Consider the following 21,418-nt stretch of genomic DNA (forward strand, 5'->3'; position numbering starts at 1 on the left):
CACGCATGGAATTGCGATGCTAAATCATACCAAGCTCACGGACGGGGACGAAAGCCCGATTGGTTTCGGCGGCTCGTCGAAGTTTCTCTTCCACAACCTCGATCAATGACAGCCTGTTATGGACGATTTCATGCAAGTCCAGACCATCAACACATATGATATTGGTCCGGCGCCCGGTGCCAAAAGCCGCCAATCCGTCTTGAGAGAATCCCGAATTGCTGATGAACACACCGCGTGACCAGGTCGCCTTGCCTGATACCTTCCCCGAGAAAGCCAGAAGGTCGGATTGGCCCGTCAAACCCGCCTGCCATTTGGCCTCCACAAGATAAGTCTCTCCGTGAAGCTTGAAGCTGCCATCGATCTGTTCGCCCTTCAGCTTGAAAGGCGTCCGGGGTGTCAGCTGATAGGCGGCGAACAGCTCTATCAGGAAGCGCTCATACTCGTAACCTCGGCGCTGTGGCTGTTGCTCGAAAAGACCTAACAAACGTTGTGAGAGAGAAATTGCAGTCTCGTCCGAGAGGACGATTCCAGAGGGCGCAGGCTGCTCCTGAGGCTTTGGTTCCGCTCCATGCAAGGAGTCAAGGAACGCCGCCTCACACAACTCAGGAATCTTTATAGAGAGGCGCGGCAGCAATTGGTTCAGCCGTTCGATCTCGTCGCGTGTCAGCGGCTCGCCTCTGCCTCGACGCCAGGTCATCGACTGACGTACTATCGCTAAGATGAGCGGTGCGAATTTGTGGCGACGATGGCTGAGGGTCGAAGACAGGAGGTGGACGATCGCGGGACGTTTGCTACCCCCTATCCAAAAGTCTCCTGTCTGGACCTTAGCCGCAGCGAGCGGAAATGCCGTTCGGGAGTTTCCACTTCCCGGCAAGAAGTTGTAGAGCAGGTCCGCCAGGTCTTCGACGCATTGTTCCTCGACCAAGCTCATGGCGCACCCCACAGGCAGGAGAGCGGAGCGGCGAACATGTTGTCCGCGAACGGAACGACCTGATCATGGTCGTATAGCACCAAGCCTTGAACAAACTTCTTCCCGCATGCCTCTGCCAGTTTGCGCATCCCGGAGAAGTCGTCTCCGGAAACCGTGGCTGATGATTTTACTTCGATACCGACGATCTCTCCGCGGCGGTTTTCAAGCACGATGTCGACCTCGTTCTTGTCCTTGTCCCGGTAATGCGAGAACGAACATCGTTGCTCGCTCCAGGATGCGATCTTCCGGAGTTCACTGAACACGAAAGTTTCGAGGATAGGCCCGAAAGCCGTTTTGTCCTTCTGTACGGTTTCCGGCGAGACATCTCGCATCGCCGCGAGGAGCCCTGCATCGAGAAAGTGAAGCTTTGGCGATTTGGTCAATCGCTTCAGCCGATTGGTGAACCATGGTTGGAGGGTATGCACCAGAAAGATGTTCTCAAAGATCCGCACATATTTTTGGGTGGTTACATGGTTTAGGTCAACAGCGGCGCCGATGCCCGTGTAATTGGTCAATTGACCGGAATGCTCGGCAAGGACGGAGAGTAGTTTTGGCATGATGGCGAGTTGGTCGATTTGGGCTATGTCTCGGACATCGCGCTGAACGAGCGCGTCGAGATAACCATGATACCAATCCTGCTTTCGGGCCCACCTCTTTCTGCCAAGAGCCTCCGGATACCCGCCCGAAAGGACTGTCTCAACCAGGTCGCCCCCTAATACTATATGGTCAGCTTTGGGCTTTTGCGCCGCGAATGCTCTATCAATGAAGTCCGACTTCTTGCCGAAAATTTCTGCTTGAGAAAGTGGAAGTAGTCGGATGATCTCCATCCGGCCCGCGAGCGAGTCCGCCACCTTCGGGATGGTCATAAGATTAGCAGATCCCGTTAGCAGGAATCTTCCGGGGGTTTTGTCCTCATCCACCGCACTCTTGATTGACAGTAGCAGGTCTGGTGCGCGTTGAATTTCGTCGATCACGGCACGATCCAACCCTCGGACGAAGCTGACCGGATCTTCGCGTGCGGATCGTAGAACGGTCGCATCATCCAACGTGAGAAAGGGAGTTTTGTCGGAGGCGATGTCCGTCGCGAGCGTCGTCTTCCCGGATTGGCGAGGGCCCGAGATGAGAACCACTCGGGTGTCCGACAGGGCTTCCTCTACTCTGGTCTTGGCGAATCTGGGGTACATTTTGCGGGCGTCCTTTCTCGACCGATTGAAAGTACACCTCCGACCGATTGAAAGTCAACGCCCGACCAATTGAAAGTGAAAAGACGTCTAATTGAAAGTTCTAAGGACGTTTGCGCGTAGACAAAAGCACAGCTCACGGGGCAGGTAGTCGGAACTCCACACCAAGGATAGCCAAAACGCGAGCGGCCAGCCGTTCGGTAGCTTCCCATCCGGGCGTGAACGAATCTGGCGTAAGGCATAGTGTCACAACCCCGACAACGCCTCGATCCATAGCATCTTTCAATCCGGTAAAAGTTGTCTCCAGATACTCGTCGGATATCATACGGACAGAACCGTCGTCGGCATCACAGAAAAGGTAATCAAGATCGACGTTAACGATCCAAGGAGCCTCGGTTTCGCCGAGCCAGTACGACATGTTTTCAGGCAAATCCCAGATCGGGCTGAACATCGTACCTTCGTAATTGGGTGGATCGCCATCTTTGTGCGTAAGAAATCTCAGCGTGCTCAGATTTGAACCAAATTCGTGCAGGTAGATGGAAAGGTAATTGTCCCACCGGATAACCGGGCACGTGAAGCCGCCACAATCGTAATTCTTGCCAAGATGCTCGTCGATCCCGGCGGTCCAATCGGGGAGATTCTCGAACCATTCTTCCATCTGGCTTTGAAGGGTGTCTGTATGTCGATCGATATGGATGAGCGAATGTGCCTTGCTCAGGTCGAGCTCTTGGAGCCAGCACCACAGCGCGGCGCGATGATTATCCATCACATAGATGTTGCCAGAACGGCAGAGAAAGTTTTGCTCAGTGGCTCCAGAATGATTCCGCCCCTTGAAAGGTACAATCCAATCCCACTGCGTCATCGCCGTTGCCCAATCATCATGAGTTCTAAGTAGTTTATGCGAGGAACCGATAAACTCGCTATAACTCTAGTCATCCGCCAGTTCCAGCTCCGGCAGATCTCTCAGCGTCTGCAGATCAAACGTCACCAAAAACGTCTCCGTCGTCACGAAGGTATGCGGCGCGCCGGGCCGCGGAGATCTGGGACCTGAAGCAATCAGACCCTTGAATCTCAGCCGTGCCAGCAGATCGCGACTGATCTCTTTGCCGAAGATGTCCTTCAGGCCTGCCCGGTCGATGGGCTGGTGATAAGCAATCGCGCAAAGCACCCCCATTTCCATCTCGGTGAACTCGAGGGCCTGATCGCCTTGATCGGCCACCGCCTTGATCGCGTCGGCAAAATGGGTTCGAGTCCGGAACGTCCAGCCGCCGGCGGTCTGGGCCAGTTGGTAGGGACGCCCCGTCAGCTCCCCCTGTATATCCTCGATCAGCATTTCGACGGAGGCCGCCTGCCCCACCACGCGTGCAAGGTCTTCGCGGCCGACCGGCGTCGCGCTTGCAAACAGCACCGCCTCGATGCGGCCCATCCATTCGCGCCAGCGCAATTCCTGCGGCAGGTCCTTGAGCTCCCGATCAAACACGCCATCGCGTGCCGAGCCCTCCTGCCCTTTCGGGGCCATACCTTTGGCCGCAACACTCATGGTGCTATGCCGTAGAGGCGGAAGCTGGGACGACCCGTCAGTTCACGTGCCACGCCTAGCTCCACCAACCGATCACAGAACCGTCGCGCCGCACGGTCGGTCATCGGGATCGCGGTGCCCTGGATCAGCGGCGACAGCATCGTTGATGGTGCGACCGCATCGTCGGACAAGAATAGGGCGACGGCGGCGTCCGATCCTTTGGCCCGGAGTTTCGGGGCGACGGCTTGGAGCGCCGCTGCCCTGGATGCGAGTTCGCGCGCCAGTCGGATCGTGTCTTCGACGGACTCCAGGATGCGCCGTTGAATAGCCAAGTCAGCCCCCTGCCCGTCCGCAACCAAGTCCCGCAGCATCGCCTTACTGAGACGCCGTGCGGTGACCGGCAGCACCGTTGGCCAATTCAGGAAACGCGCCAGTGCAACATCTGAGAGCAGGCAAGCGGGCCGCTCTGCCCGGTCATCCACCTCGAGAACCGCGCGCATCACCGAGACACAGCCCGCCAGTGGTCCATGGGACTTGAACCGCGCGCGCCCGGTTTCGATCCAGCCATCGACATCGTCCGCGTACACGGGCCCGACCATGTCCTTCAGCTGCGATTGCCAATCTCGCGCCAGTCGAAGCCGATCTGCGTCCCGCCAGAAGGTTAACAGATCGCCCTCCGGGCCCCGCGCCTCGCCGGATGGGGTCAGGTGGTAGGCGTCGCGGATATCCGCCTCCCGTGCCAGCCGCCCTTCCAGTCTCGAGGTGGCGGTCGCCGCAGTCAGCGCCAGCCGGTTGGCTAGCAACCTCACTGGCATACCATGGGCGGGATCGATTACCAGCTGACCGAGCACCGCCAGCGCCGCCCCTGACCGAAAGGCCACAGTTTCAAGGGTTTCTGCACGACCAGAAGTGACCCAGCCGGGGAGTTTCGGTAGGGTCGTCTGGTCGTCCGAGATGGTGGCTGGTTGATATGTCATACCACAACGCTAGCCTCTTGCGGCGCTTTTGGCCACAATATAGTGTGTAAACCGCCCTGCTTTGCTGTTCTTCACTATGTCCAATAAGTTTGCATTATCGGACGTAACAGGATACGCTGCAGCACAGCCTCAAGAATAGTGAATTTGTAGGGAAATAGTGGACTCAGAAAGCGAGAAATCGACCTCAGCGTCCTCTGATACATTTGATGATGCTCAAGTCGACGAGAGGGATCAAGACAAAAGCGATGCTATCGCCCTACCCGCCCATGTGGCCGGGTCCGGCACCCTCGATCGGCTGATCGAGAACGCCCGCGACTATGCCAAAGCCTCAACCGCAGAGAACACCAACAAGGCCTACGCGGCCGACTGGAAGCATTTTACCCGCTGGTGCCGCCGCAAGGGCACTGAGCCCCTGCCTCCCTCGCCTGAGATGGTTGGCCTCTATTTGACGGACCTGGCGGCACCGACAGGCCCCACCCCTGCCCTTTCAGTGAGCACGATTGATCGACGTCTTTCCGGGCTTGCCTGGAACTACGCGCAGCGGGGCTTTACGCTCGGTCGCAAGGATCGTCACATCGCAGCCGTCCTGGCCGGCATCAAGCGGAAACACGCCCGACCCCCGGTACAAAAAGAGGCGATCCTGCCAGAGGATGTTCTGGCGATGGTGGCCACCCTGCCCTACGATCTGCGCGGGATGCGCGACCGGGCGATCCTGCTGATTGGGTATGCCGGCGGGTTGCGGCGCAGTGAAATCGTCAGCCTCGATGTGCAGAAGGATGACACGCCGGACTCGGGTGGCTGGATCGAAATCCTCGAGGAGGGCGCAGTTCTCACACTGAACACCAAAACCGGATGGCGTGAGGTCGAGATCGGCCGCGGCTCCTCGGGCCAGACCTGCCCGGTACATGCACTGGAGCAATGGCTGTACTTCGCGAAGATCGATTTTGGGCCGATCTTCGTTCGGACGTCGCGCGATGGCAAACGCGCTCTGGAAGCCCGACTTTCAGACAAACATGTCGCCCGTCTCATCAAGACCACCGTTCTGAAAAGCGGCATCCGCGCTGAGCTGCTGGAGACTGAACGGCTGGCGCTCTTTTCGGGTCACTCCCTGCGCGCGGGCCTCGCCTCTTCTGCCGAGGTTGATGAGCGCTACGTTCAAAAGCAGCTTGGGCACGCTTCAGCTGAGATGACCCGTCGCTACCAGCGGCGACGCGATCGGTTCCGCGTGAACCTGACCAAAGCCGCCGGGCTCTGAGAGGATGCGGAAACCTGGATCCATGAAAGGCCTTGAGGAGCTCGGCCGTGTGCGGCTCAGCCAAAATTTCTACCTGCGGGATTTCCTGATGTCGGAGATCGCCAACTACTACGGTATTCCGAACATTCCGGAGAACCCGGACCTTGCGATTGAAACAGGCACGCAACTCTGCACCGAACTGCTGGAGCCTCTCCAGAGCAAATTCGGCCGACTTGCCATTCGATCCGGATACCGGTCGGCTGGGGTCACGGGCTTCGGCAACCAGCGAAAACATGGCGCAAGCGTCAAATATAACGCGGGGTATCACATCTGGGACATGCTGGATGCAAATGGCCACAAAGGTGCCGCCGCCTGCGTCGTCATTCCCTGGTTTGCCGATCGCACCGCCGAAGGGGCGGACTGGCGCGCGATGGCCTGGTGGATTCACGATCAATTGCCCTATTCCCATCTGGAGTTCTATCCCAAGCTCTGCGCTTTCAACATCAGCTGGAGCAAACAGCCGCAACGCCGGATCGACAGTTTCATCGCACCCAGGGGGTGTCTGACCAAGCCGGGGATGGAAAACCATGGCGGTAATCACGGTGAATGGTATTCCGGGTTGGGTCCGACCTAGAACTTCTGCCATGAGTTCACAGCTGTGAACCAAGTAATTCACCACTTGAAAGCGCCATCACCAAAGCAGTTCACAACTGTGAACATCTCAGGCCGCATCGCGTCGCGTCAGTGCCATGACCATCGGTCCGCAGGAAAACGCTCCAACGGCAGCTTTGTCCGTAAGCGATCGTAAATAACCACCGGGCGACTGGATCTCCGCAAACCTTTCGAGCATCGCTACAACGACAACCGCTGCTTCCTCAGGACCCATGTGGCGCTTGGCGTCGTCCCAAGCCGACGGAGAAATACCCATCATCGGGCGGAGAATATCGGCGACTCTTACCAAATCGTGCCAGTGGCGCACGGGGCCTTCACAATAGGTTAGGAATTCCCGGCACGCCGCAAGGACAAGACCGAGCGGGATGTTCGGTAACTTATCATCGCCAATGTCAGGCGGCTCCAAATCTTCCTCATCATCCTTTTCGGTATCCTTTGTAGCTGATGGGGTAGGGACCAACGCATCGCCAGCGCCCTTAGCTTTTTCTAAGCAAGGTTCAAAATCATAAGAGTCTTTATTTGAATTTTGATAGTGCTGCTCGATATCATCATCACTGGTGCTCATTTCTTCTGTTTCAGATAGATCAATGCGGTCGCGGGCCTCGTCCAAAGCGAGACTGAGATCTCCCTCAATCCGTTTTAGCTCGCCCATATCCAGTTTGCGCCGAAGATCGCGGGCCACGAGCACCGCCATGTCTGAAAAACGGTCCCATACCCCCAGATCAGGGCGCTGCGCACGGCCATATTCCGCTAGGCCGGCCAGATCACGCCTCATCAGGCTCACAGTGGCGCGCAGGCGCTTGTAGCGCTCCTCGGCGGCCCGGACGGCCTCGGCGGCCTTACAGACCTCCTGGAAGCGCCGAGCGAGCGGGGAGAGGTCGAAGCCGAAGGCAATCTTGTCGTCGCCGTAGCGCCGGGCATAGCGTTTGCCGTTGGGGCTGTCGCGGCGCACGACAAAGCCGATCTGCACCAGGTTGCCGAGATGCCGGCGCATGGTCGAGCAGGGCATGCCGTTCAAACGCTCACAGATCGCCTTGTTCGACGGATGCACAATCAGATTGTCGTCATTCCCGCCGAGGATCGTACCGGGATGAAAGCTAACAAGCGCCTGAAGCACCGACATATCCCGATCCGAGAGGCCAAAGGCCACGCGGGCAGCAGCCAGCTCGCGAAGCGCCTCCCACTTGTTGGCGCCGGTGGGCGGCAGGTCCTGCTGAGCTGCCGCCTGATGTTTCAGAATGGCAGCATCTACTGTTCGCCTGAACGGCGTTACGGGGGTGTAGTCCATTTTTGCATCACGAAGATAAAGAAAATGCGGCCCGCGAATCACTTTGGACTTGCGAAAAAAGGCTCCGGGCACTAGCTTGAGATTGTGAGAAACAAGTTAGGGTCTCGTGGAGCGGTGTCTTTGCGGGACCTTTTCTTTGGCCTGATCGTGCCTCCTTTTTTGGTTTCTGCTCTTCCTCAGTCTTCCGAGCGCTGCAGCCAGCGCCCGTGAAGCTCTTCTATCAACTCCTGTGCCTCCGCCTCGACCCAGTCAGCAAAGGCGCCGTTCTCAAGGCTGATGGACAGGCCCTTGGCCGTGCGTTTGACCGATCCGCCGCGACCACCTGCAAGTTTGAGTGCGAAACTGCTTGAGCGTGCAGGGGAGGGGGGTTTTGCCTCGGTCCGCGCACTTTTCCCCACGGCTTTGGCGACGGCCTCGAAGGCCAGCACGGAAGGGTCTTCGAACGGTCCGCTTTCCTCGACCACCACCGCGACGGCGGCATTGTCGTGCGCCTCGTTCGCGAGGCGGGTGAGTTTGCCCTGATCCGCGCCGGTTTCCTCGATCGCCTTGCCCAGAGCCTCCCATTTCGGACGGCCGATGCCATGGGCAGGGCCAATAGCGCGCGCTAGGTCGGTACCAACCATGTCCACGACCGCAAGGGCCATGGAGATCGCAGATTTGGTGACGGTCAGCACCTCTGCAACCTGTGATTGTGTTCCAAAGCCTGATTTGACCAGTTCCTGCGCGAACAGAGCCTTTTCGATATAGGACAGATCGCGCCGCGCCATGTTTTCGGAAATCTGCGCCCTGAGGGCTGCGTCCTCGTCGAGATTGGCGACAAGCGCGCGAACCTTTGCCACCTTATCGGAGCCACAGATTGCCTCGAGCCGACGCCGGCCATAGACCAACAGGTATCGGTCGGCGTCGGACGGGTGGCGGCGCACCAGGATCGGCACGGTCTGGCCGTTTGCCTCGATCGCATCGCGCAAATCGTGCACGTCCGCCGGATCCAGCCGGTCGGCCATTCGGTCATCAGTGATCGTGGCCGGGTCCAACTCCCAGACGTGGTGGGCATCAACCGCATCGCGGGCAGACCGCAGCGCGCGGTTCGAAGACATCATCGGCGTCGTCACCGTGGAAGGCGGGGCAGGGGAGGGGGCCCCGGCACCTGCGAGGCTGTCGAGCATCGACATGCGTTTTTTCTTGCTGCTGGTCATGGGCGCCCCCAGGTGTGCTGAATCAATCCGGCGATTTCGTCATTGACGGCGTTCAGGCTTTCGATGGCCCGGTCATAGGTGGTGCGGGTGAAGGCGCTGCGTTCGACCTCGTAAAGCGTCTGTTTGGTCAGGCCGGCATCCGAAATCGCAGTGGATTTGAGCATTGGCGCGTTCAAAACCGCGTCGCCATACATGGTGCGCAGGAAGGCGACGATGCGGTTTTGCGGCGCGTCGGCGGGCTCGTACCGAGTGAGGACGTAGCGCATCCAGTCATGGGACATGTCGGCGCCACTTTCGGCGATCACGTCCATCAGATCAGCCGTCATGCGCAGGAATTGCGACATCGACATCACGTCGAGCATTTCGGGGTGGATGGTGACCAGCACGCCCGTGGCCGCCGAAAGCGCCGACATGGTGAGGAAGCCGAGCTGCGGCGGGCAGTCGATCACCACCACGTCATAGTCCATTTCCACCTGTGTTAGAGCCTCTTTCACCCGAAAAAAGAACAGCCCGGCATTGCCTTGCGCCAGAGCGCGGGGGGTGTCGTGTTCAAACTCCATCAGTTCGAGATTGCCGGGGATCAGGTCGAGATTAGGGATATAGGTCTTGCGGATGACTGAGCGGATCGGATCGGGGTCGTCGTAGCGAATTGCATCATAGAGCGTGCCGCCATCCTCAAGATCAAACTCGGGCTGGACGCCGTGAAGCGCGGTAAGCGAGGCCTGCGGATCAAGGTCGATGGCCAGGACTCTGTAGCCGCCGAGCGCCAGGCGTTGCGCCAGATGGGCGGAGGTCGTGGTTTTGCCGGAGCCGCCCTTGAAATTCATCACGCCGATGACCTGAAGGTGGTCGCCTTCACGCCGTCCCGGCAGGTAATCGCCAGGTTTGCGGGCGGTTTTTTCCAGGAGCTCGCGCAGGGCCAGGATGTCCTGCGCCGAATAATGGCGGCGGTTGCCCGGCGTCAGTTCGGGGGAGGGGCCCTTGCCATCGAGATGCAGTTTGCGCAGATAGGAATCGTTTACGCCCAGAAGCGCCGCTGCCTCACCGGAGGTGAATGTGCGCATGGTCTTTTCGGCATCGGGGGGAAATAGGCTTTCACGCTGCGTATGCAGCTGGCTTGCCAGCCATTCCGAATGCTGCCGGATCACGGCATTCAGGTCGTCCTGCGCGAATACCTTGTTCATCTGCCCTCTCAACGCCGTGCCGTGTTCACGGAAATTGACGTTTATCGCCTCTTTTCCGTGACTATTGTCTCAAGAGGCAGATTCGCGCAAGGATTTTCTACATCTAGTAGCTGATACTTGCCGAAGATACTACGTAACCCAAGTCGGCTTGGGTGGTTCTGGATTAACCGAACCATCCAGGATCGCGCTGAATGCCATGCACTCCGACACCCCGAAATGCAGAGGAGTACTGCATCAGCCGAATTTCGTGTGCGTCGCAGCGGCCTGCGGTCAACAGACCAATCGGCGCAATATGAAAAAGCACTAGTTAGCAGCTAGCGAAATGAATGAAGACAGTACTGGAAAACAAATTTGGACGACGATCTTCTATGCTGACATTGGTCATAGCCTCATTGGATGGCCGCAATGCGGACATAACCGCCTTTTGCTAACACTGCTATTGCTGGCGCAGCATTTTCTCGCAATTGCGACACGTTATTTGTTGCACCGCAGCGGCTTTCACGATTGCGGCCATTCAAAGCCACTCAGGTGGTCAATTTTCAAACCGCCATTTCGCTGCGGTGGGATCGGACAAACGAGAGGCGGACTTGTGCAGGCGCGACTGTCGCTCGCGCAGAAAAGGTTTGCGCTCGCGGCAAGGCCTGCTCCGCGACGCAGTGAAATTCACTGACCAGCCGTTCAGCCGTATTAATGGGCGTGGAAATCAAACCGCCCTTTCGCTACCTCCAAATTCAACAATCGAGACGCGGGACTTTCCAAAACTGTACGATAGAAACGAATACACATGCAGTAAGTTCAAGACGACGTACACATCTGCAACAACGAGTTCATGACTAAGGGTCGCGATCTCCACCAAATTTCCGTTACTTTCGGTAAACCAGGCCCAATAAAGGGTTTGTCAGAGAACTGATGAACCGCATTCCTCTCCGTTATGACTATCCGTTTGGGCTCAATCTGACCGATGGTTTTGCAGCGGGAGATTTAGAATACATCTAGCCCATCAGAGTATGAGATGGCCGTCTCGGCGGTCTTGGAACCACGCATCATACTCAACGACGAAAAGTAAATTTGGTCTCGGTTTCTGACTCCGCCAACGCGTTGATCAGCAGATTTGATACGACACTATGGTGGGGGGCCTTTCGACAAACCGGGTCTGTCGCCCCGGCATCGCCCGCCAATGCCAGCGCCTGACAACGGCAGCCTCCGAAATCCACCTCTTTACGCTCGCACCTTTGACAGGGTTCGGGCAACCACTCTGCCCCGCGATAGGCGTTGAACGCTGCGCTGTCATACCAGATTTCTGCCAGTGACGTATCGCGCGCGTTCGCAAACGCAAGATGTGGGATGCTCTGGGCCGCGTGACACGGCAGCACCGTTCCATCCGGCGTGATGTTCATCCCGGCGGAACCCCAACCGCCCATACAGGCCTTGGGATAATCCGCGTAGTAGTCAGGTGGCACGAAATCAAAGGCCAGCACACCGCGCAGGCGTGCCTCGGCCTTGGCGACGATGCGTTTGGCCTTTTCTGTCTGATCGCGGGTTGGCAACAGCTGGTTTCGGTTCACCGTTGCCCAGCCGTGAAACTGCACACAGGCCACTTCCAGCCGCCGTGCGCCCATTTCGACCGCCATCTCGATAGTCTGCTCCAGATCATTCAGGTTATGCCGGTGCATCACCGCATTCAGCGTTAGCGGTATGCCGCGTGACTTGATTTCGCCAGCCACGGCCATCTTGCGATCGAACCCGCCTTTGTAGCCCCCGATCCAATCGGCAAGATCGGCATTGGTCCCTTGCAGCGACAACTGGATATGGTCCATCCCCGCAGCCTCAAGCTCATCCAGCCGCTTTGGTGTCAAGCCAATGCCGCTGGTAATCAGGTTGGTATACAGACCGGCGTCATGGGCGGCCTGCATCAGCTCGACAATATCACGCCGCGAGGCCGGTTCACCCCCCGACATATGCAGTTGCAACACTCCCATGGCGGCAGCCTGCCGGAACAGATCGGCCCAGGTTTCGGTGTCCAGCTCGGCGTCACGCGTCAGCATTTCAGTGGGGTTTGAGCAATAGGGGCAGGCCAGAGGACAGCGATGGGTCAGCTCAGCCAGCATGGCGATGGGGGGTGGAGTGCTCATTTTTCCACCGTCAGAAACATCCGCGCACGCAATCCAACAAGGAAACGTTGCACATCCTGTGTAATCTGGTCCTCGGGTGCTGCATAGGTCTGGGCCAGATCGGTGATGATCGCACCAAAATTGGTTGTCCCGTCCACCCGGCTCAGAATGGCCTCGCCAATTGCATCCAGCGTAATCGCCTTTTCCGGCCCCAGCAACACCTTGCCGCCGCGCACTCGGTCCGCAACCACGCGCACGCCACGAGGCAGGCGGGGCCGGTCTGTCGCCGCCAAAGCCAGGGTCACGCCATGCCCTCGCCCGGCTGCCACGCGCCCGGCGGAATGCGCCCCGGTTCGACATAAGCCCCCCAAAGTGCATCCAACTGCGCCCAGAGCACGTTGGTCTTGAAAACTAGTGCCGCACAGGCGGCATTTTCTTTCTCGGGGGTATCGGCATGTTCCAACACCCAGGCCAGGCCGAATCTCACATCTTTCGGCGCCTCGGTCAGACGTTTCTTGAAGTAGGACATGCTGTCGGCATTGGCGAAGTCATAATGTTCGAGCATGCCCTCGATCCGTCGTTCATGAATGGACGGTGCAAACAGCTCGGTCAGCGATGAGGCGACAGCCTGCAAAAGTGGCATATCGCTCACATATCGCACATAGGCATCGACAGCGAATTGCGTTGCGGGCAACACACCGCGTCCGCTGGCCACGTAATCGGGGTCCAGCCCCACCGCCTCGGCCAATTTCAGCCAGCGACGGATGCCCCCGCCTTCGTCGACTCCGCCGTCGTGATCTTCGATCCGCGAGCGCCATTCACGGCGCATCTGCGGGTCATCACAACGCGACAGGAACGCCGCGTCTTTCATCGGGATCGCCGCCTGATAGGCCCAGCGGTTGATCACCCATGCACGCACCTGATCTGGGGAACATTGGCCGCTGTGAAGCAGATCGTGAAATGGGTGTTTGTCGTGATAGCGTTCGGCCCCTATGGCGCGCAACCGCGTCTCAAGCGCGCCCATGGAACTGGTTGCCTGGCTATATGCATTCATGTCGTGATCTCCATTCCATCGGCCGCCACACGCCATCCGCTTTCCATCACGAAGGCACGCTCAGCACTGCCTGGTTGCCAGACCGGGTTGGTGTTGTTGATGTGGATGAACGTCTTTTGCGCCTTCAGGCCAGCCAGCCGTGCGACAGATCCCTCCGGTCCGCTGATCGAAATATGGCCCATGCGACGAGCGGTTTTGGTGCCGGTGCCCGAGAGGATCATCTCATCGTCACGCCACAGCGTCCCATCAAAAAACAGCTGATCGGCATCTGCCAGCATGTTCAGAAGATCCTGGGTCACATCGGCGCAGCCGGGAATATAGTACGCGGTGGTGTCCCCATCGCTCAACCGTACACCCACGGTTTGCTCGCCAACGAGATCGGTTTTGACATTCTCGCCTTCCATAAACAGCGGCACTTTTCCCGGCACCGCAAAAACCCTTGCATCAAGTCCAGGCAAAAGCGCGAAATCATGACCGATCTCGACAGGGTTGCGTGCTACTTTTTCAGTACTGACGGCATCGAACACCCGGTTTTCAGCCAACACTCGAAGGATTTCTGAAGTGGCAAACAGGGTGAACGGCGTCTGCTCGCGCAGGGATAACAGGCCAGCGATGTGATCTATATCACCATTGGTCAGCAATACGGATGTCAGGGGGGTGTCGCGTAAGGTACGGGGGTGCATCGACGGACAGGCCTGCATCTGGGCACGAATATCGGGAGAGGTATTCAATATGGCCCAAGCCCGACCGTCGATGGAAACAGCCAGTGATGACTGGCTTGCCGACGCGATCCTGCCACTGCGTGCATCCTTGCAGTTGGGACACCCGCAATTCCATTGCGGCAAGCCTCCGCCTGCCGCAGCACCAAGTACCAGAAACCGCATGATCTTTATTCTGTCAGAAGATCAGAACAGATCGCGTTCGTATTCGCGACCTTCGTCCTCGGACGGGGCGTACATGTTGATTTCCATGCCGCAGTTCACTTCTTTCAGTTTGGGCGCACTCCAAGCCATATTCATTCCTCCGCTGGTTGGTTTATCCTTGTACCATAACAGTACCATTGCGGCATTCGAATAGGCCTTTGGTCGTAGGCCGGACCTGCGACCATGGTCGCATAGAAACCAGATTTGTTCGCCGTTTAAAATCAACCCATGCGCGCGATACAATTGATAGCCATTGCCATTTTTGGGCTTGCCACGTCCCTGTCCACGGCAATGGCGCTGGACCGCGCAGCGCTGGCCGAGCTTGTCATGCCGCCTTTCTCGCTGGGCGAACAGATCAATGAGCGCGGCGTGTATGCGCTCCTGAATTCCGGCGGGGCAGACGCGGGATATGTCTTTGAGACCGAGCCTCTCGCCCCCTTGCCAGGCTTTTCAGGCGCACCGATCAATGCGCTGGTTGTGCTTGATCTTGAAGGAAAGTTTCTGGACGTCCGCCTGATTGAGCACAATGAACCGATCTTTGTTTCGGGGCTGGGTGAGGCGCCGTTCCACAAGTTCTTTGAGCAATATCCAGGGCTTTCAATCTCGTCTTCCATCGTCGTTGGCACGCCCTATGGGGCAGGCAGCGCGGGAAGCTCGCTGGTTTATCTGGACGGGGTCACCAAAGCGACGGCCTCGGTTCGGATCGCGCACGAATCTGTTATGGCGGCGGCTCTTGTCGTTGCACGAGAGAAAATGCAGGGCATTTCTACCGAACCACCCGCGTATCCCAACCCCGATCACATAGAATCACTGAGCTGGGAGGATCTGCTGGCTCAGGACCTTGTCACCCACAAAACTGTCAGCAACGCCGAAGTTGACGCCGCGTTTGCCGGAACCCTGTGGGAAGACGACGACCCCGAGGCCCACGAAGACCCTGATGCTCCGTATCTTGATCTTTGGATTGCTGATCTTGGGCCGCCGTCGATTGCCCGTGCCCTGCTGTCTGCCGATGGCTATGCGGAATTGCAGAACTTCCTTGCCATTTCCCCTGATAGTGAGCCGATCCTTTTGATCGAAACCGCGCGCCATGGCCTTGTCAGTCCAGATTTTGTCCGCAACACCGCGCCGGACTGGTTATCGGCAGAACAGGGGGGCCTGCCAGTGGCCCTGCGCGACGCCGATATTCTGATCGATCTGTCGCCGGACCTGCCCGAAGAGTTGCACGACGGCACCGTGCTGATCCTGCGCACGGATCGCCGCCTTGGCTTTGATCCGGCGCGCGAGTGGGTCCTCAACGTGGCGGCTATCCGCGAACATGGCATGTTCCAGCCCGAAACCGGGTCGATCACTCTGCCGGTTACCCATGCCACCGATGAAAGGTTCTTCACCCGGCCCGAGGTGGTGAAGCCGGTCCCGCCCTGGCGTGAAGCCCTGCGTGCACGGCAGGGGGACATGAGTGTGCTGGCCGCATTTTTGATCGGCCTGACGGGTCTGTTATTGTTTGCCCAGAACCCTTTGGCCAACAGTGCCGCCTTTACGCCCTATCGGTTGGCGATCCTTGCCTTTGTCACTGGTTTCATCGGCTGGTGGGGGCAAGGTCAGTTGTCCATCGTCACGGTTCTGGGTGTTCTCCGCACCGCATGGGAAGGCGGCAGCTTTGCGTTCCTGGCCTATGATCCATTTTCGCTGCTGCTCTGGGGTTTTGCCGCACTGGGGTTTGTCCTGTGGGGGCGTGGCTATTTCTGTGGTTGGCTTTGTCCGTTTGGGGCGTTGCAGGAATTCACCCATCATATTGGCCGATTTTTGCGTCTGCCCCGGATTGAGCCTTCTTCGACATGGGATACCCGGTTGAAAAAGTTAAAATACCTTATTTTGATCGCGTTAATCGCAACGGTCTTTCTTGCCCCCGACCATGTCGACAAAGCGGCCGAGGTTGAGCCGTTCAAAACGGCGATCACCACCTTTTTTGTCCGGGAATGGTACTATGTCGCCTACGCAGCGATCTGGCTCTTGTCGGGAATGGTCCTGTTCAAGGGGTTCTGCCGCTATGTCTGTCCGCTGGGCGCGGTTATGGCCATTGGTGGATTGATCAGGGGACGCGATTGGATTGAGCGTCGCGACGAATGTGGATCACCTTGCCAGCTTTGCAAAGTCAAGTGTAGCTACGGCGCGATCCGAAAATCCGGCGCCATCCACTATTCGGAATGTTTCGGCTGCCTTGATTGTGTGACCATCCATAACGACCCGGTCCGCTGTGTTCCGCTTGTGGTTGCCGCGCGTCGTCAGGTCCGACAGGAGGCTGCGGAATGAGCATCCTGACCCGTCGACGTTTTCTGGCCGTGTCCGCCGCCGCTCTGGCTGCCCCGGCATATGCCGAACCCGTCCGCTGGCAGGGCCATGCGCTGGGGGCCGAAATCAGCCTCAGCCTCTATGCTCCTGAGGCACTGACCAAAACCGCCATTCAGGTCACGCGATCGCGCCTGCGGCAGGTTGAGCAACTGTTTAGCCTTTACGATTCGACATCGGTTCTATCGCGTCTAAACCGGACCGGCAGATTGTCGTCTGCGCCCGGCCTGTTTCAGGTGCTTTGCAATCAGTGCAGCAGGGTTCACAGAGCGACCGAAGGCGTGTTCGACCCAACCATTCAGCCGCTTTGGCAGGCATTGGCCGCCGGTCGCTACTCTGCCCCGGCGCGCGCGCTGATTGGCTGGACACGTGCAGGCGTTGGGCCCGACATCCACCTTGCCCCGGGCCAGCAGATCACGTTCAACGGTATAGCCCAGGGATTTGCCACCGACCTTATCCGCGCCGACCTGGCACGGATCGGCCTGGCCCGCGCACTGATAAATATTGGTGAGTTCGCGGCGATTGGCGGGCCTTTTACCCTTGGGCTTGCCGATCCGGCGCAGGGCCTGTTTGCAACGCGCCGGATCACCGAACGGGCCATCGCCACCTCCAGCCCCGGTGCCATGTTGCTGTCGGGTGCGTCCCATATTCAGCACCCCCGGAACGACCGGTCTGCTCGATGGTCTACTGTCAGTGTCGAGGCAGACAAGGCGGCCATCGCCGATGCGGCCTCAACCGCCTTCGCGGTTATGACGCGACCTGAGATCGAACAGGCACAAGAGCGATTATCCCCCGGCATCCGGGTCACGCTTCTATCACATAACGGGGATCTTTTGACGCTTTAGCGCAATTCCGGAGGGCGATAGCTGAGCCCGTGGGCAGCAAAAATTGCGGCCATGCGTCCGTCTTGCATGGCTGTAAAAATGGCGTCTTCCACCGCATAAGCCAGAGGCCGATACGCAAAATGTACGGCCACACCTGCGGTCCATGTACCGACTGAAAACCCCGGCAGCGGTGGCGTATGCACCGCTACACCATCCTTTACACCATCCTCAAGCTGCGCCAGCGGACCCATTGCGGCCATGGTTTCGCCTGCGGCCAGTTTTTCCATGGCGTCCGCCATGGTTGGATAACGATGTACATTGTGGCCCAATTGCCCGCCGGGAAAAGACGACAGATAGAAGTCGGCGATCGAGTCGTTCTCAACCGCCACAGTATCGAACCGAAAATAGGCAGGGATCGGCGGATCTTCGGGATAAGCCGCTTTGCGATAAGCGATTGCAATTTCTTCCACATGGTATTGCCCGGTGAACACCACCTGTTCGACCCGACAGGCAAATTCACTGTCATAAGGCACGTGCAGCATGACGTTGGACACAGCCCCGCCGACGATTGGCCCCTTCCAGATCCAGTTGCGCAGATCGGCCTGCAAATCCTCACCCGGGGCCACAAGGGTGAACCGGGCTTCAACACCCAACTCATCCGCGATAAGCTGACCAATGTCGATATCCACGCCTGCGGGCTTTCCACCGTTGTTCCACGACCAGGGCGGAAAATCCTCGTAGGCAGCGAAGGTGATGAACCCCTGTTCCTGTATCGTGTCCAGATCCTGCCCGACCCGATCCCGCGAGGCATTTTGCGGCTTGGCCTGAGGGACATAATCCTCGCACCGAGCCAGCCCGGCTCGGGGAGTTGCACTGATCACCATTAGGCAAACGAGCGCGCCAGCAAGATATCGTGTCATGCCAGTCATGGTGTCCTTTTAATGCGCCGCTGAAAGCCCAACAGTCAACGCCTCGGCGGCGGCCAGGAAATCCGGCTGATCGCCGGTAATCAGGTTGGCTGCGCGGAACGCGGCACTGTCGGCAACCGGTGCGCCTGATCCTGTCTCGACTTCGCCTGCGATCCCGGAGAGCTCAGCCTGCAATGCAGCGATGTCGCCGTCGCCACCTTCTGCCATCGTCTTCAGTTCGTCCCGAACTTGCAACAGGCGTGGCGTCGCATCGTCAAGCGCGCCGTCATCGGGGCGGGTCTCGATATAGGTGCGGATGGCCCAGGCGGCTTTCTGACCCAGCAATTCACCAAAGGCTGGCATCTTGGTGATGCCATTTTGAGTGTATCCTGTCTGGAACCGTTCAACGAACCATTCGTCACCATATTCCTCTGCTTCGAGATACCGCAGATCAGGGGCAAGACCGCCCGAGACGCCACCTAACCCGTGACACCGAGCACAATTCTGATTGTAGCCACTGTCACCGATCTCGATCGCGGCTTTCCAGATGTCCTCACCTTGATCACGATACGGGTTTTCGATCAACCATTCCTCACCGACATCGGGCAAGGCGTCGGTATTCACCGGTTGTGGTGCCACGTCGCCATGGGCATGCGCCATCGAAGTCGCGGCAATCAGGCCAAGTGCGGCCAAGGGCAATTTAAGCATGATGTCCTCCTGTTCATGAGCTTCCCCCATTCATACCGGAGACAGTCGGAGGCATTATACGGGACTTAAGTTTGAATTTGCCTCATAGACCATACGACCTTGGTGCAATGGAATCGGTACGCAACAGCGCTTTAGGGTAATATGACACATGTAGGAGGAAACGTGCGACGCCTTAGTCTGATCCTTGCAAGCCTTGCCATCTTCGCGCAGGCTGCAATCGCTGAGGTCGCAGTTTCTGTGGTCTATCTCAAGCTTGAGGTTGATCGCCCGCCAACGCTTTCTAATCTTGATCCAGTCCCCGACAATCTGGGTCAGACGGGTGCCCGCCTTGGTCTTTCGGGCAACCTGACCACGGGCGCGTTTCTGGGCCATAAGTACAGTCTTGAAACGGTTATTGTCCCTGCTGGTGGCGATATCCTCTCTGCCGCGAAGGCTGCATTGGGCCGCACGCCTTTGGTGATCCTTGATGCCCCGGCGCAAAGCCAGCTTCAGATCGCCGATCTGCCCGAGGCCCAGTCAGCAATTCTGTTTAATGTCGCCCGCGCCGATGTAGCTTTGCGAGATGAGGCGTGCCGCGCCAACCTGTTGCATACTCTACCGTCCTACCAGATGCGCAGTGACGCTCTGATGCAATTCGCGCGCGCCAAAAAATGGAACACACTCGGGCTTATTGTTGGCACTTATCCCGACGACATTGCCTTTGCCGCAGCATTGCACCAAAGCGCGGTGAAATTCGGTATGAAAATCGCTTCTGAGAAGACCTGGGCCTTCGATGCGGATATGCGCCGGAACGCCACGCAGGAAGTGCCGTTGTTTACTCAGGAGATGGGCAAACACGACCTCTTGTTGATTGCGGATGAGTTGCATGATTTCGGCCGTTATGTCGCCTTCAACACATGGTTGCCAAGGCCAGTTGCAGGGTCTGAGGGGCTGAGGCCCGTAGCGTGGGCTCCAGTGGTTGAACAATGGGGGGCGGCGCAGCTTCAATCCCGCTTTCGCGAAATGTCAGGGCGTGACATGCAACCGGTGGACTATGCCGCATGGGCCGCTATCCGCACTTTGGGCGAGGCTGTGACCCGAACCGGCTCGTCCGATCCGGCGGTACTACGCGCCTTCATTCTGTCCGACCAGTTCGAACTTGCAGGTTTCAAGGGTCGCCCTCTCAGTTATCGCAAGTGGAATGGCCAGCTGCGTCAGCCCATCCCGCTTGTTACGTCACGCGCACTTGCGGCCCAGGCGCCGCTGCCGGGCTATCTGCATCAGCACAGCGAGTTGGATACGCTTGGACTTGATTCCCCTGAAAGCAAATGTGAGTCATTCCAATGACACGATTGATCCCTCTGTTGGTTCTTCTTTTGACTGGGATGCCGCTGGCCGCCGCCGAAATCTGGGTCACCAACGAAAAGGATGATACCATCAGCGTGATCGACATTGCCACGCTTGAGGTTACCCGTACGATTGCCACCGGGGAACGCCCCCGCGGCATCACGTTCTCGCAAGACCATTCGCGCGTCTACATCTGCGCCTCTGACAGCGATACAGTGCAGGTGATGGACCCTGATACCGGCGAAATCCTGCATGATCTGCCTTCTGGTGAGGATCCCGAGCAATTCATTCTGCATCCCAATGACCGCCATCTTTATATTGCCAACGAAGACGACGCTGTGACCACCGTGGTCGACACGCAGACACGCAAGGTGATCGCTCAGATCAATGTTGGCATCGAACCCGAAGGCATGGCAGTTTCGCCAGATGGGAAATTTGTCATCACCACCTCAGAAACCACCAACATGGCGCATTGGATTGATACTGAGACGCGTGAGATTGTGGCCAACACGCTGGTCGACGCCCGCCCACGTCATGCGGAGTTCACCTCTAAGGGGGCTGAACTGTGGGTAAGCTCTGAGATCGGTGGCACGATCAGTGTCTTTGACACTGTCACTCAGGCTGAAAAAGGCAAAATCAGCTTCAACGTCAAAGGCGTGCATCCTGACAGAGTTCAGCCTGTGGGGTTTGAGTTTACCGAAGACGAGAAAACCGCCTTTGTCGCCCTTGGCCCATCGAACCATGTTGCCGTCGTGAATGCAGAAACATTAGAGGTTGAGGACTATATTCTTGTAGGTCGCCGAGTTTGGCATATGGCGTTTTCACCGGACAAATCGCTGTTGTTTACCACCAATGGCGTCTCCGGGGACGTGACCGTAATTGACGTCGCCCGTCGTGAGGCGATTAAATCCATCAAAGTGGGCCGCTTTCCCTGGGGGGCTGCTTTACGCCCCTGACCCTGGCTCCCGTCTTATCGCTCGTACGAAAAAGGAAACCT

21 protein-coding genes are annotated in these 21,418 nt (G+C 58.0%); 6 read left to right on the plus strand and 15 right to left on the minus strand.

The features are described from left to right. Positions 1-19: 19 nt before the first annotated feature. From V6N02_RS18700 to V6N02_RS18720, 5 genes are all read right to left on the minus strand, one after another. Entirely contained in the window at positions 20-931 is a 912-nt protein-coding gene (locus V6N02_RS18700; RefSeq protein WP_371228106.1) for a restriction endonuclease, read from the minus strand. Continuing rightward, positions 928-2,154, minus strand: coding sequence for an ATP-binding protein (locus V6N02_RS18705; RefSeq protein ID WP_371228108.1), 1,227 nt, complete (start codon positions 2,152-2,154; stop codon positions 928-930). The genes V6N02_RS18700 and V6N02_RS18705 overlap by 4 nt, the downstream gene beginning before the upstream one ends. A gap of 133 nt (positions 2,155-2,287) precedes the next feature. Beyond that, positions 2,288-2,917 carry a peptide arginase family protein gene (locus V6N02_RS18710; RefSeq protein ID WP_371228110.1) on the minus strand — a complete coding sequence of 210 codons (630 nt, stop codon included), beginning with the start codon at positions 2,915-2,917 and terminating at the stop codon, positions 2,288-2,290. A gap of 162 nt (positions 2,918-3,079) precedes the next feature. Continuing rightward, the gene (gene scpB, locus V6N02_RS18715) at positions 3,080-3,670 is read right to left on the minus strand and encodes an SMC-Scp complex subunit ScpB (RefSeq protein ID WP_371228195.1); all 591 of its coding nucleotides are present in this window, start codon (positions 3,668-3,670) and stop codon (positions 3,080-3,082) included. A gap of 17 nt (positions 3,671-3,687) precedes the next feature. Next, on the minus strand, positions 3,688-4,647 hold the full coding sequence (locus tag V6N02_RS18720) for a DUF1403 family protein (protein ID WP_371228112.1): 960 nt from the start codon (positions 4,645-4,647) through the stop codon (positions 3,688-3,690). A gap of 157 nt (positions 4,648-4,804) precedes the next feature. Between V6N02_RS18720 and V6N02_RS18725 the strand changes: the two genes are divergently transcribed. Next, positions 4,805-5,902, plus strand: a complete 1,098-nt coding sequence (locus V6N02_RS18725; RefSeq protein WP_371228114.1) for a tyrosine-type recombinase/integrase — start codon at positions 4,805-4,807, stop codon at positions 5,900-5,902. 49 nt (positions 5,903-5,951) lie between these two features. Then, a complete protein-coding gene (locus V6N02_RS18730) occupies positions 5,952-6,515 on the plus strand; it encodes a hypothetical protein (RefSeq protein ID WP_371228116.1) in 564 nt (187 codons plus the stop codon). Positions 6,516-6,602: 87 nt separating this feature from the next. Here V6N02_RS18730 and repC read toward each other — a convergent pair whose 3' ends face one another. The 8 genes from repC to pqqA all read right to left on the minus strand — a co-directional run bounded on the left by repC (position 6,603) and on the right by pqqA (position 14,399). Beyond that, complete coding sequence (repC, locus tag V6N02_RS18735) at positions 6,603-7,841, minus strand: plasmid replication protein RepC (protein WP_371228197.1); 1,239 nt, start codon at positions 7,839-7,841, stop codon at positions 6,603-6,605. Positions 7,842-8,017: 176 nt separating this feature from the next. Continuing rightward, on the minus strand, positions 8,018-9,037 hold the full coding sequence (gene repB, locus V6N02_RS18740) for a plasmid partitioning protein RepB (RefSeq protein ID WP_371228118.1): 1,020 nt from the start codon (positions 9,035-9,037) through the stop codon (positions 8,018-8,020). Beyond that, positions 9,034-10,221, minus strand: coding sequence for a plasmid partitioning protein RepA (repA, locus tag V6N02_RS18745; protein ID WP_371228120.1), 1,188 nt, complete (start codon positions 10,219-10,221; stop codon positions 9,034-9,036). Before repA ends, repB begins: the two co-directional genes overlap by 4 nt. A 1,049-nt stretch (positions 10,222-11,270) precedes the next feature. Continuing rightward, positions 11,271-12,353, minus strand: a complete 1,083-nt coding sequence (pqqE, locus tag V6N02_RS18750; RefSeq protein ID WP_371228122.1) for a pyrroloquinoline quinone biosynthesis protein PqqE — start codon at positions 12,351-12,353, stop codon at positions 11,271-11,273. Continuing rightward, entirely contained in the window at positions 12,350-12,637 is a 288-nt protein-coding gene (gene pqqD, locus V6N02_RS18755; protein ID WP_371228124.1) for a pyrroloquinoline quinone biosynthesis peptide chaperone PqqD, read from the minus strand. Before pqqD ends, pqqE begins: the two co-directional genes overlap by 4 nt. Continuing rightward, positions 12,634-13,386 carry a pyrroloquinoline-quinone synthase PqqC gene (gene pqqC, locus V6N02_RS18760; protein ID WP_371228126.1) on the minus strand — a complete coding sequence of 251 codons (753 nt, stop codon included), beginning with the start codon at positions 13,384-13,386 and terminating at the stop codon, positions 12,634-12,636. Before pqqC ends, pqqD begins: the two co-directional genes overlap by 4 nt. Next, positions 13,383-14,270 (minus strand): pyrroloquinoline quinone biosynthesis protein PqqB, encoded by an 888-nt coding sequence (pqqB, locus tag V6N02_RS18765; RefSeq protein WP_371228128.1) that lies wholly within the window; start codon positions 14,268-14,270, stop codon positions 13,383-13,385. The genes pqqC and pqqB overlap by 4 nt, the downstream gene beginning before the upstream one ends. 21 nt (positions 14,271-14,291) lie before the next feature. Next, a complete protein-coding gene (gene pqqA, locus V6N02_RS18770) occupies positions 14,292-14,399 on the minus strand; it encodes a pyrroloquinoline quinone precursor peptide PqqA (protein WP_371228130.1) in 108 nt (35 codons plus the stop codon). Between the two features lie 138 nt (positions 14,400-14,537). On the opposite strand from pqqA, the gene V6N02_RS18775 reads away from it, so the two are divergent. Together V6N02_RS18775 and V6N02_RS18780 are read left to right on the plus strand one after the other, a co-directional pair. Continuing rightward, entirely contained in the window at positions 14,538-16,619 is a 2,082-nt protein-coding gene (locus tag V6N02_RS18775) for a 4Fe-4S binding protein (protein ID WP_371228132.1), read from the plus strand. Then, positions 16,616-17,500: an FAD:protein FMN transferase gene (locus tag V6N02_RS18780; RefSeq protein ID WP_371228134.1), complete on the plus strand. Its 885-nt coding sequence runs from the start codon at positions 16,616-16,618 to the stop codon at positions 17,498-17,500. Before V6N02_RS18775 ends, V6N02_RS18780 begins: the two co-directional genes overlap by 4 nt. Here the strand turns inward: V6N02_RS18780 and V6N02_RS18785 are convergent. Continuing rightward, positions 17,497-18,399 carry a substrate-binding periplasmic protein gene (locus V6N02_RS18785; protein ID WP_371228136.1) on the minus strand — a complete coding sequence of 301 codons (903 nt, stop codon included), beginning with the start codon at positions 18,397-18,399 and terminating at the stop codon, positions 17,497-17,499. The two genes, V6N02_RS18780 and V6N02_RS18785, sit on opposite strands and share 4 nt — an antisense overlap. Positions 18,400-18,417: 18 nt before the next feature. Next, positions 18,418-19,095 (minus strand): cytochrome c-550 PedF, encoded by a 678-nt coding sequence (gene pedF, locus V6N02_RS18790; protein WP_371228138.1) that lies wholly within the window; start codon positions 19,093-19,095, stop codon positions 18,418-18,420. Between the two features lie 162 nt (positions 19,096-19,257). Here pedF and V6N02_RS18795 point away from each other — a divergent pair, with 162 nt between their 5' ends. Together V6N02_RS18795 and V6N02_RS18800 are read left to right on the plus strand one after the other, a co-directional pair. Then, the gene (locus V6N02_RS18795) at positions 19,258-20,421 is read left to right on the plus strand and encodes an ABC transporter substrate-binding protein (RefSeq protein WP_371228140.1); all 1,164 of its coding nucleotides are present in this window, start codon (positions 19,258-19,260) and stop codon (positions 20,419-20,421) included. Then, on the plus strand, positions 20,418-21,377 hold the full coding sequence (locus V6N02_RS18800; protein WP_371228142.1) for a YVTN family beta-propeller repeat protein: 960 nt from the start codon (positions 20,418-20,420) through the stop codon (positions 21,375-21,377). The genes V6N02_RS18795 and V6N02_RS18800 overlap by 4 nt, the downstream gene beginning before the upstream one ends. Positions 21,378-21,418 lie beyond the last annotated feature (41 nt).

The organism is Roseovarius conchicola (genome assembly GCF_041403425.1).
Taxonomy (GTDB): Bacteria; Pseudomonadota; Alphaproteobacteria; order Rhodobacterales; family Rhodobacteraceae; genus Roseovarius; species Roseovarius conchicola.

Coding starts and splice junctions, on each gene's coding strand:
- V6N02_RS18700 (WP_371228106.1), bottom strand. CDS start 931: ATGAGCTTGGTCGAGGAACAATGCGTCGAAGACCTGGCGGACCTGCTC.
- V6N02_RS18705 (WP_371228108.1), bottom strand. CDS start 2,154: ATGTACCCCAGATTCGCCAAGACCAGAGTAGAGGAAGCCCTGTCGGAC.
- V6N02_RS18710 (WP_371228110.1), bottom strand. CDS start 2,917: ATGGATAATCATCGCGCCGCGCTGTGGTGCTGGCTCCAAGAGCTCGAC.
- scpB (WP_371228195.1), bottom strand. CDS start 3,670: ATGGCCCCGAAAGGGCAGGAGGGCTCGGCACGCGATGGCGTGTTTGAT.
- V6N02_RS18720 (WP_371228112.1), bottom strand. CDS start 4,647: ATGACATATCAACCAGCCACCATCTCGGACGACCAGACGACCCTACCG.
- repC (WP_371228197.1), bottom strand. CDS start 7,841: ATGGACTACACCCCCGTAACGCCGTTCAGGCGAACAGTAGATGCTGCC.
- repB (WP_371228118.1), bottom strand. CDS start 9,037: ATGACCAGCAGCAAGAAAAAACGCATGTCGATGCTCGACAGCCTCGCA.
- repA (WP_371228120.1), bottom strand. CDS start 10,221: ATGAACAAGGTATTCGCGCAGGACGACCTGAATGCCGTGATCCGGCAG.
- pqqE (WP_371228122.1), bottom strand. CDS start 12,353: ATGAGCACTCCACCCCCCATCGCCATGCTGGCTGAGCTGACCCATCGC.
- pqqC (WP_371228126.1), bottom strand. CDS start 13,386: ATGAATGCATATAGCCAGGCAACCAGTTCCATGGGCGCGCTTGAGACG.
- pqqB (WP_371228128.1), bottom strand. CDS start 14,270: ATGCGGTTTCTGGTACTTGGTGCTGCGGCAGGCGGAGGCTTGCCGCAA.
- pqqA (WP_371228130.1), bottom strand. CDS start 14,399: ATGGCTTGGAGTGCGCCCAAACTGAAAGAAGTGAACTGCGGCATGGAA.
- V6N02_RS18775 (WP_371228132.1), top strand. CDS start 14,538: ATGCGCGCGATACAATTGATAGCCATTGCCATTTTTGGGCTTGCCACG.
- V6N02_RS18780 (WP_371228134.1), top strand. CDS start 16,616: ATGAGCATCCTGACCCGTCGACGTTTTCTGGCCGTGTCCGCCGCCGCT.
- V6N02_RS18785 (WP_371228136.1), bottom strand. CDS start 18,399: ATGACACGATATCTTGCTGGCGCGCTCGTTTGCCTAATGGTGATCAGT.
- pedF (WP_371228138.1), bottom strand. CDS start 19,095: ATGCTTAAATTGCCCTTGGCCGCACTTGGCCTGATTGCCGCGACTTCG.
- V6N02_RS18800 (WP_371228142.1), top strand. CDS start 20,418: ATGACACGATTGATCCCTCTGTTGGTTCTTCTTTTGACTGGGATGCCG.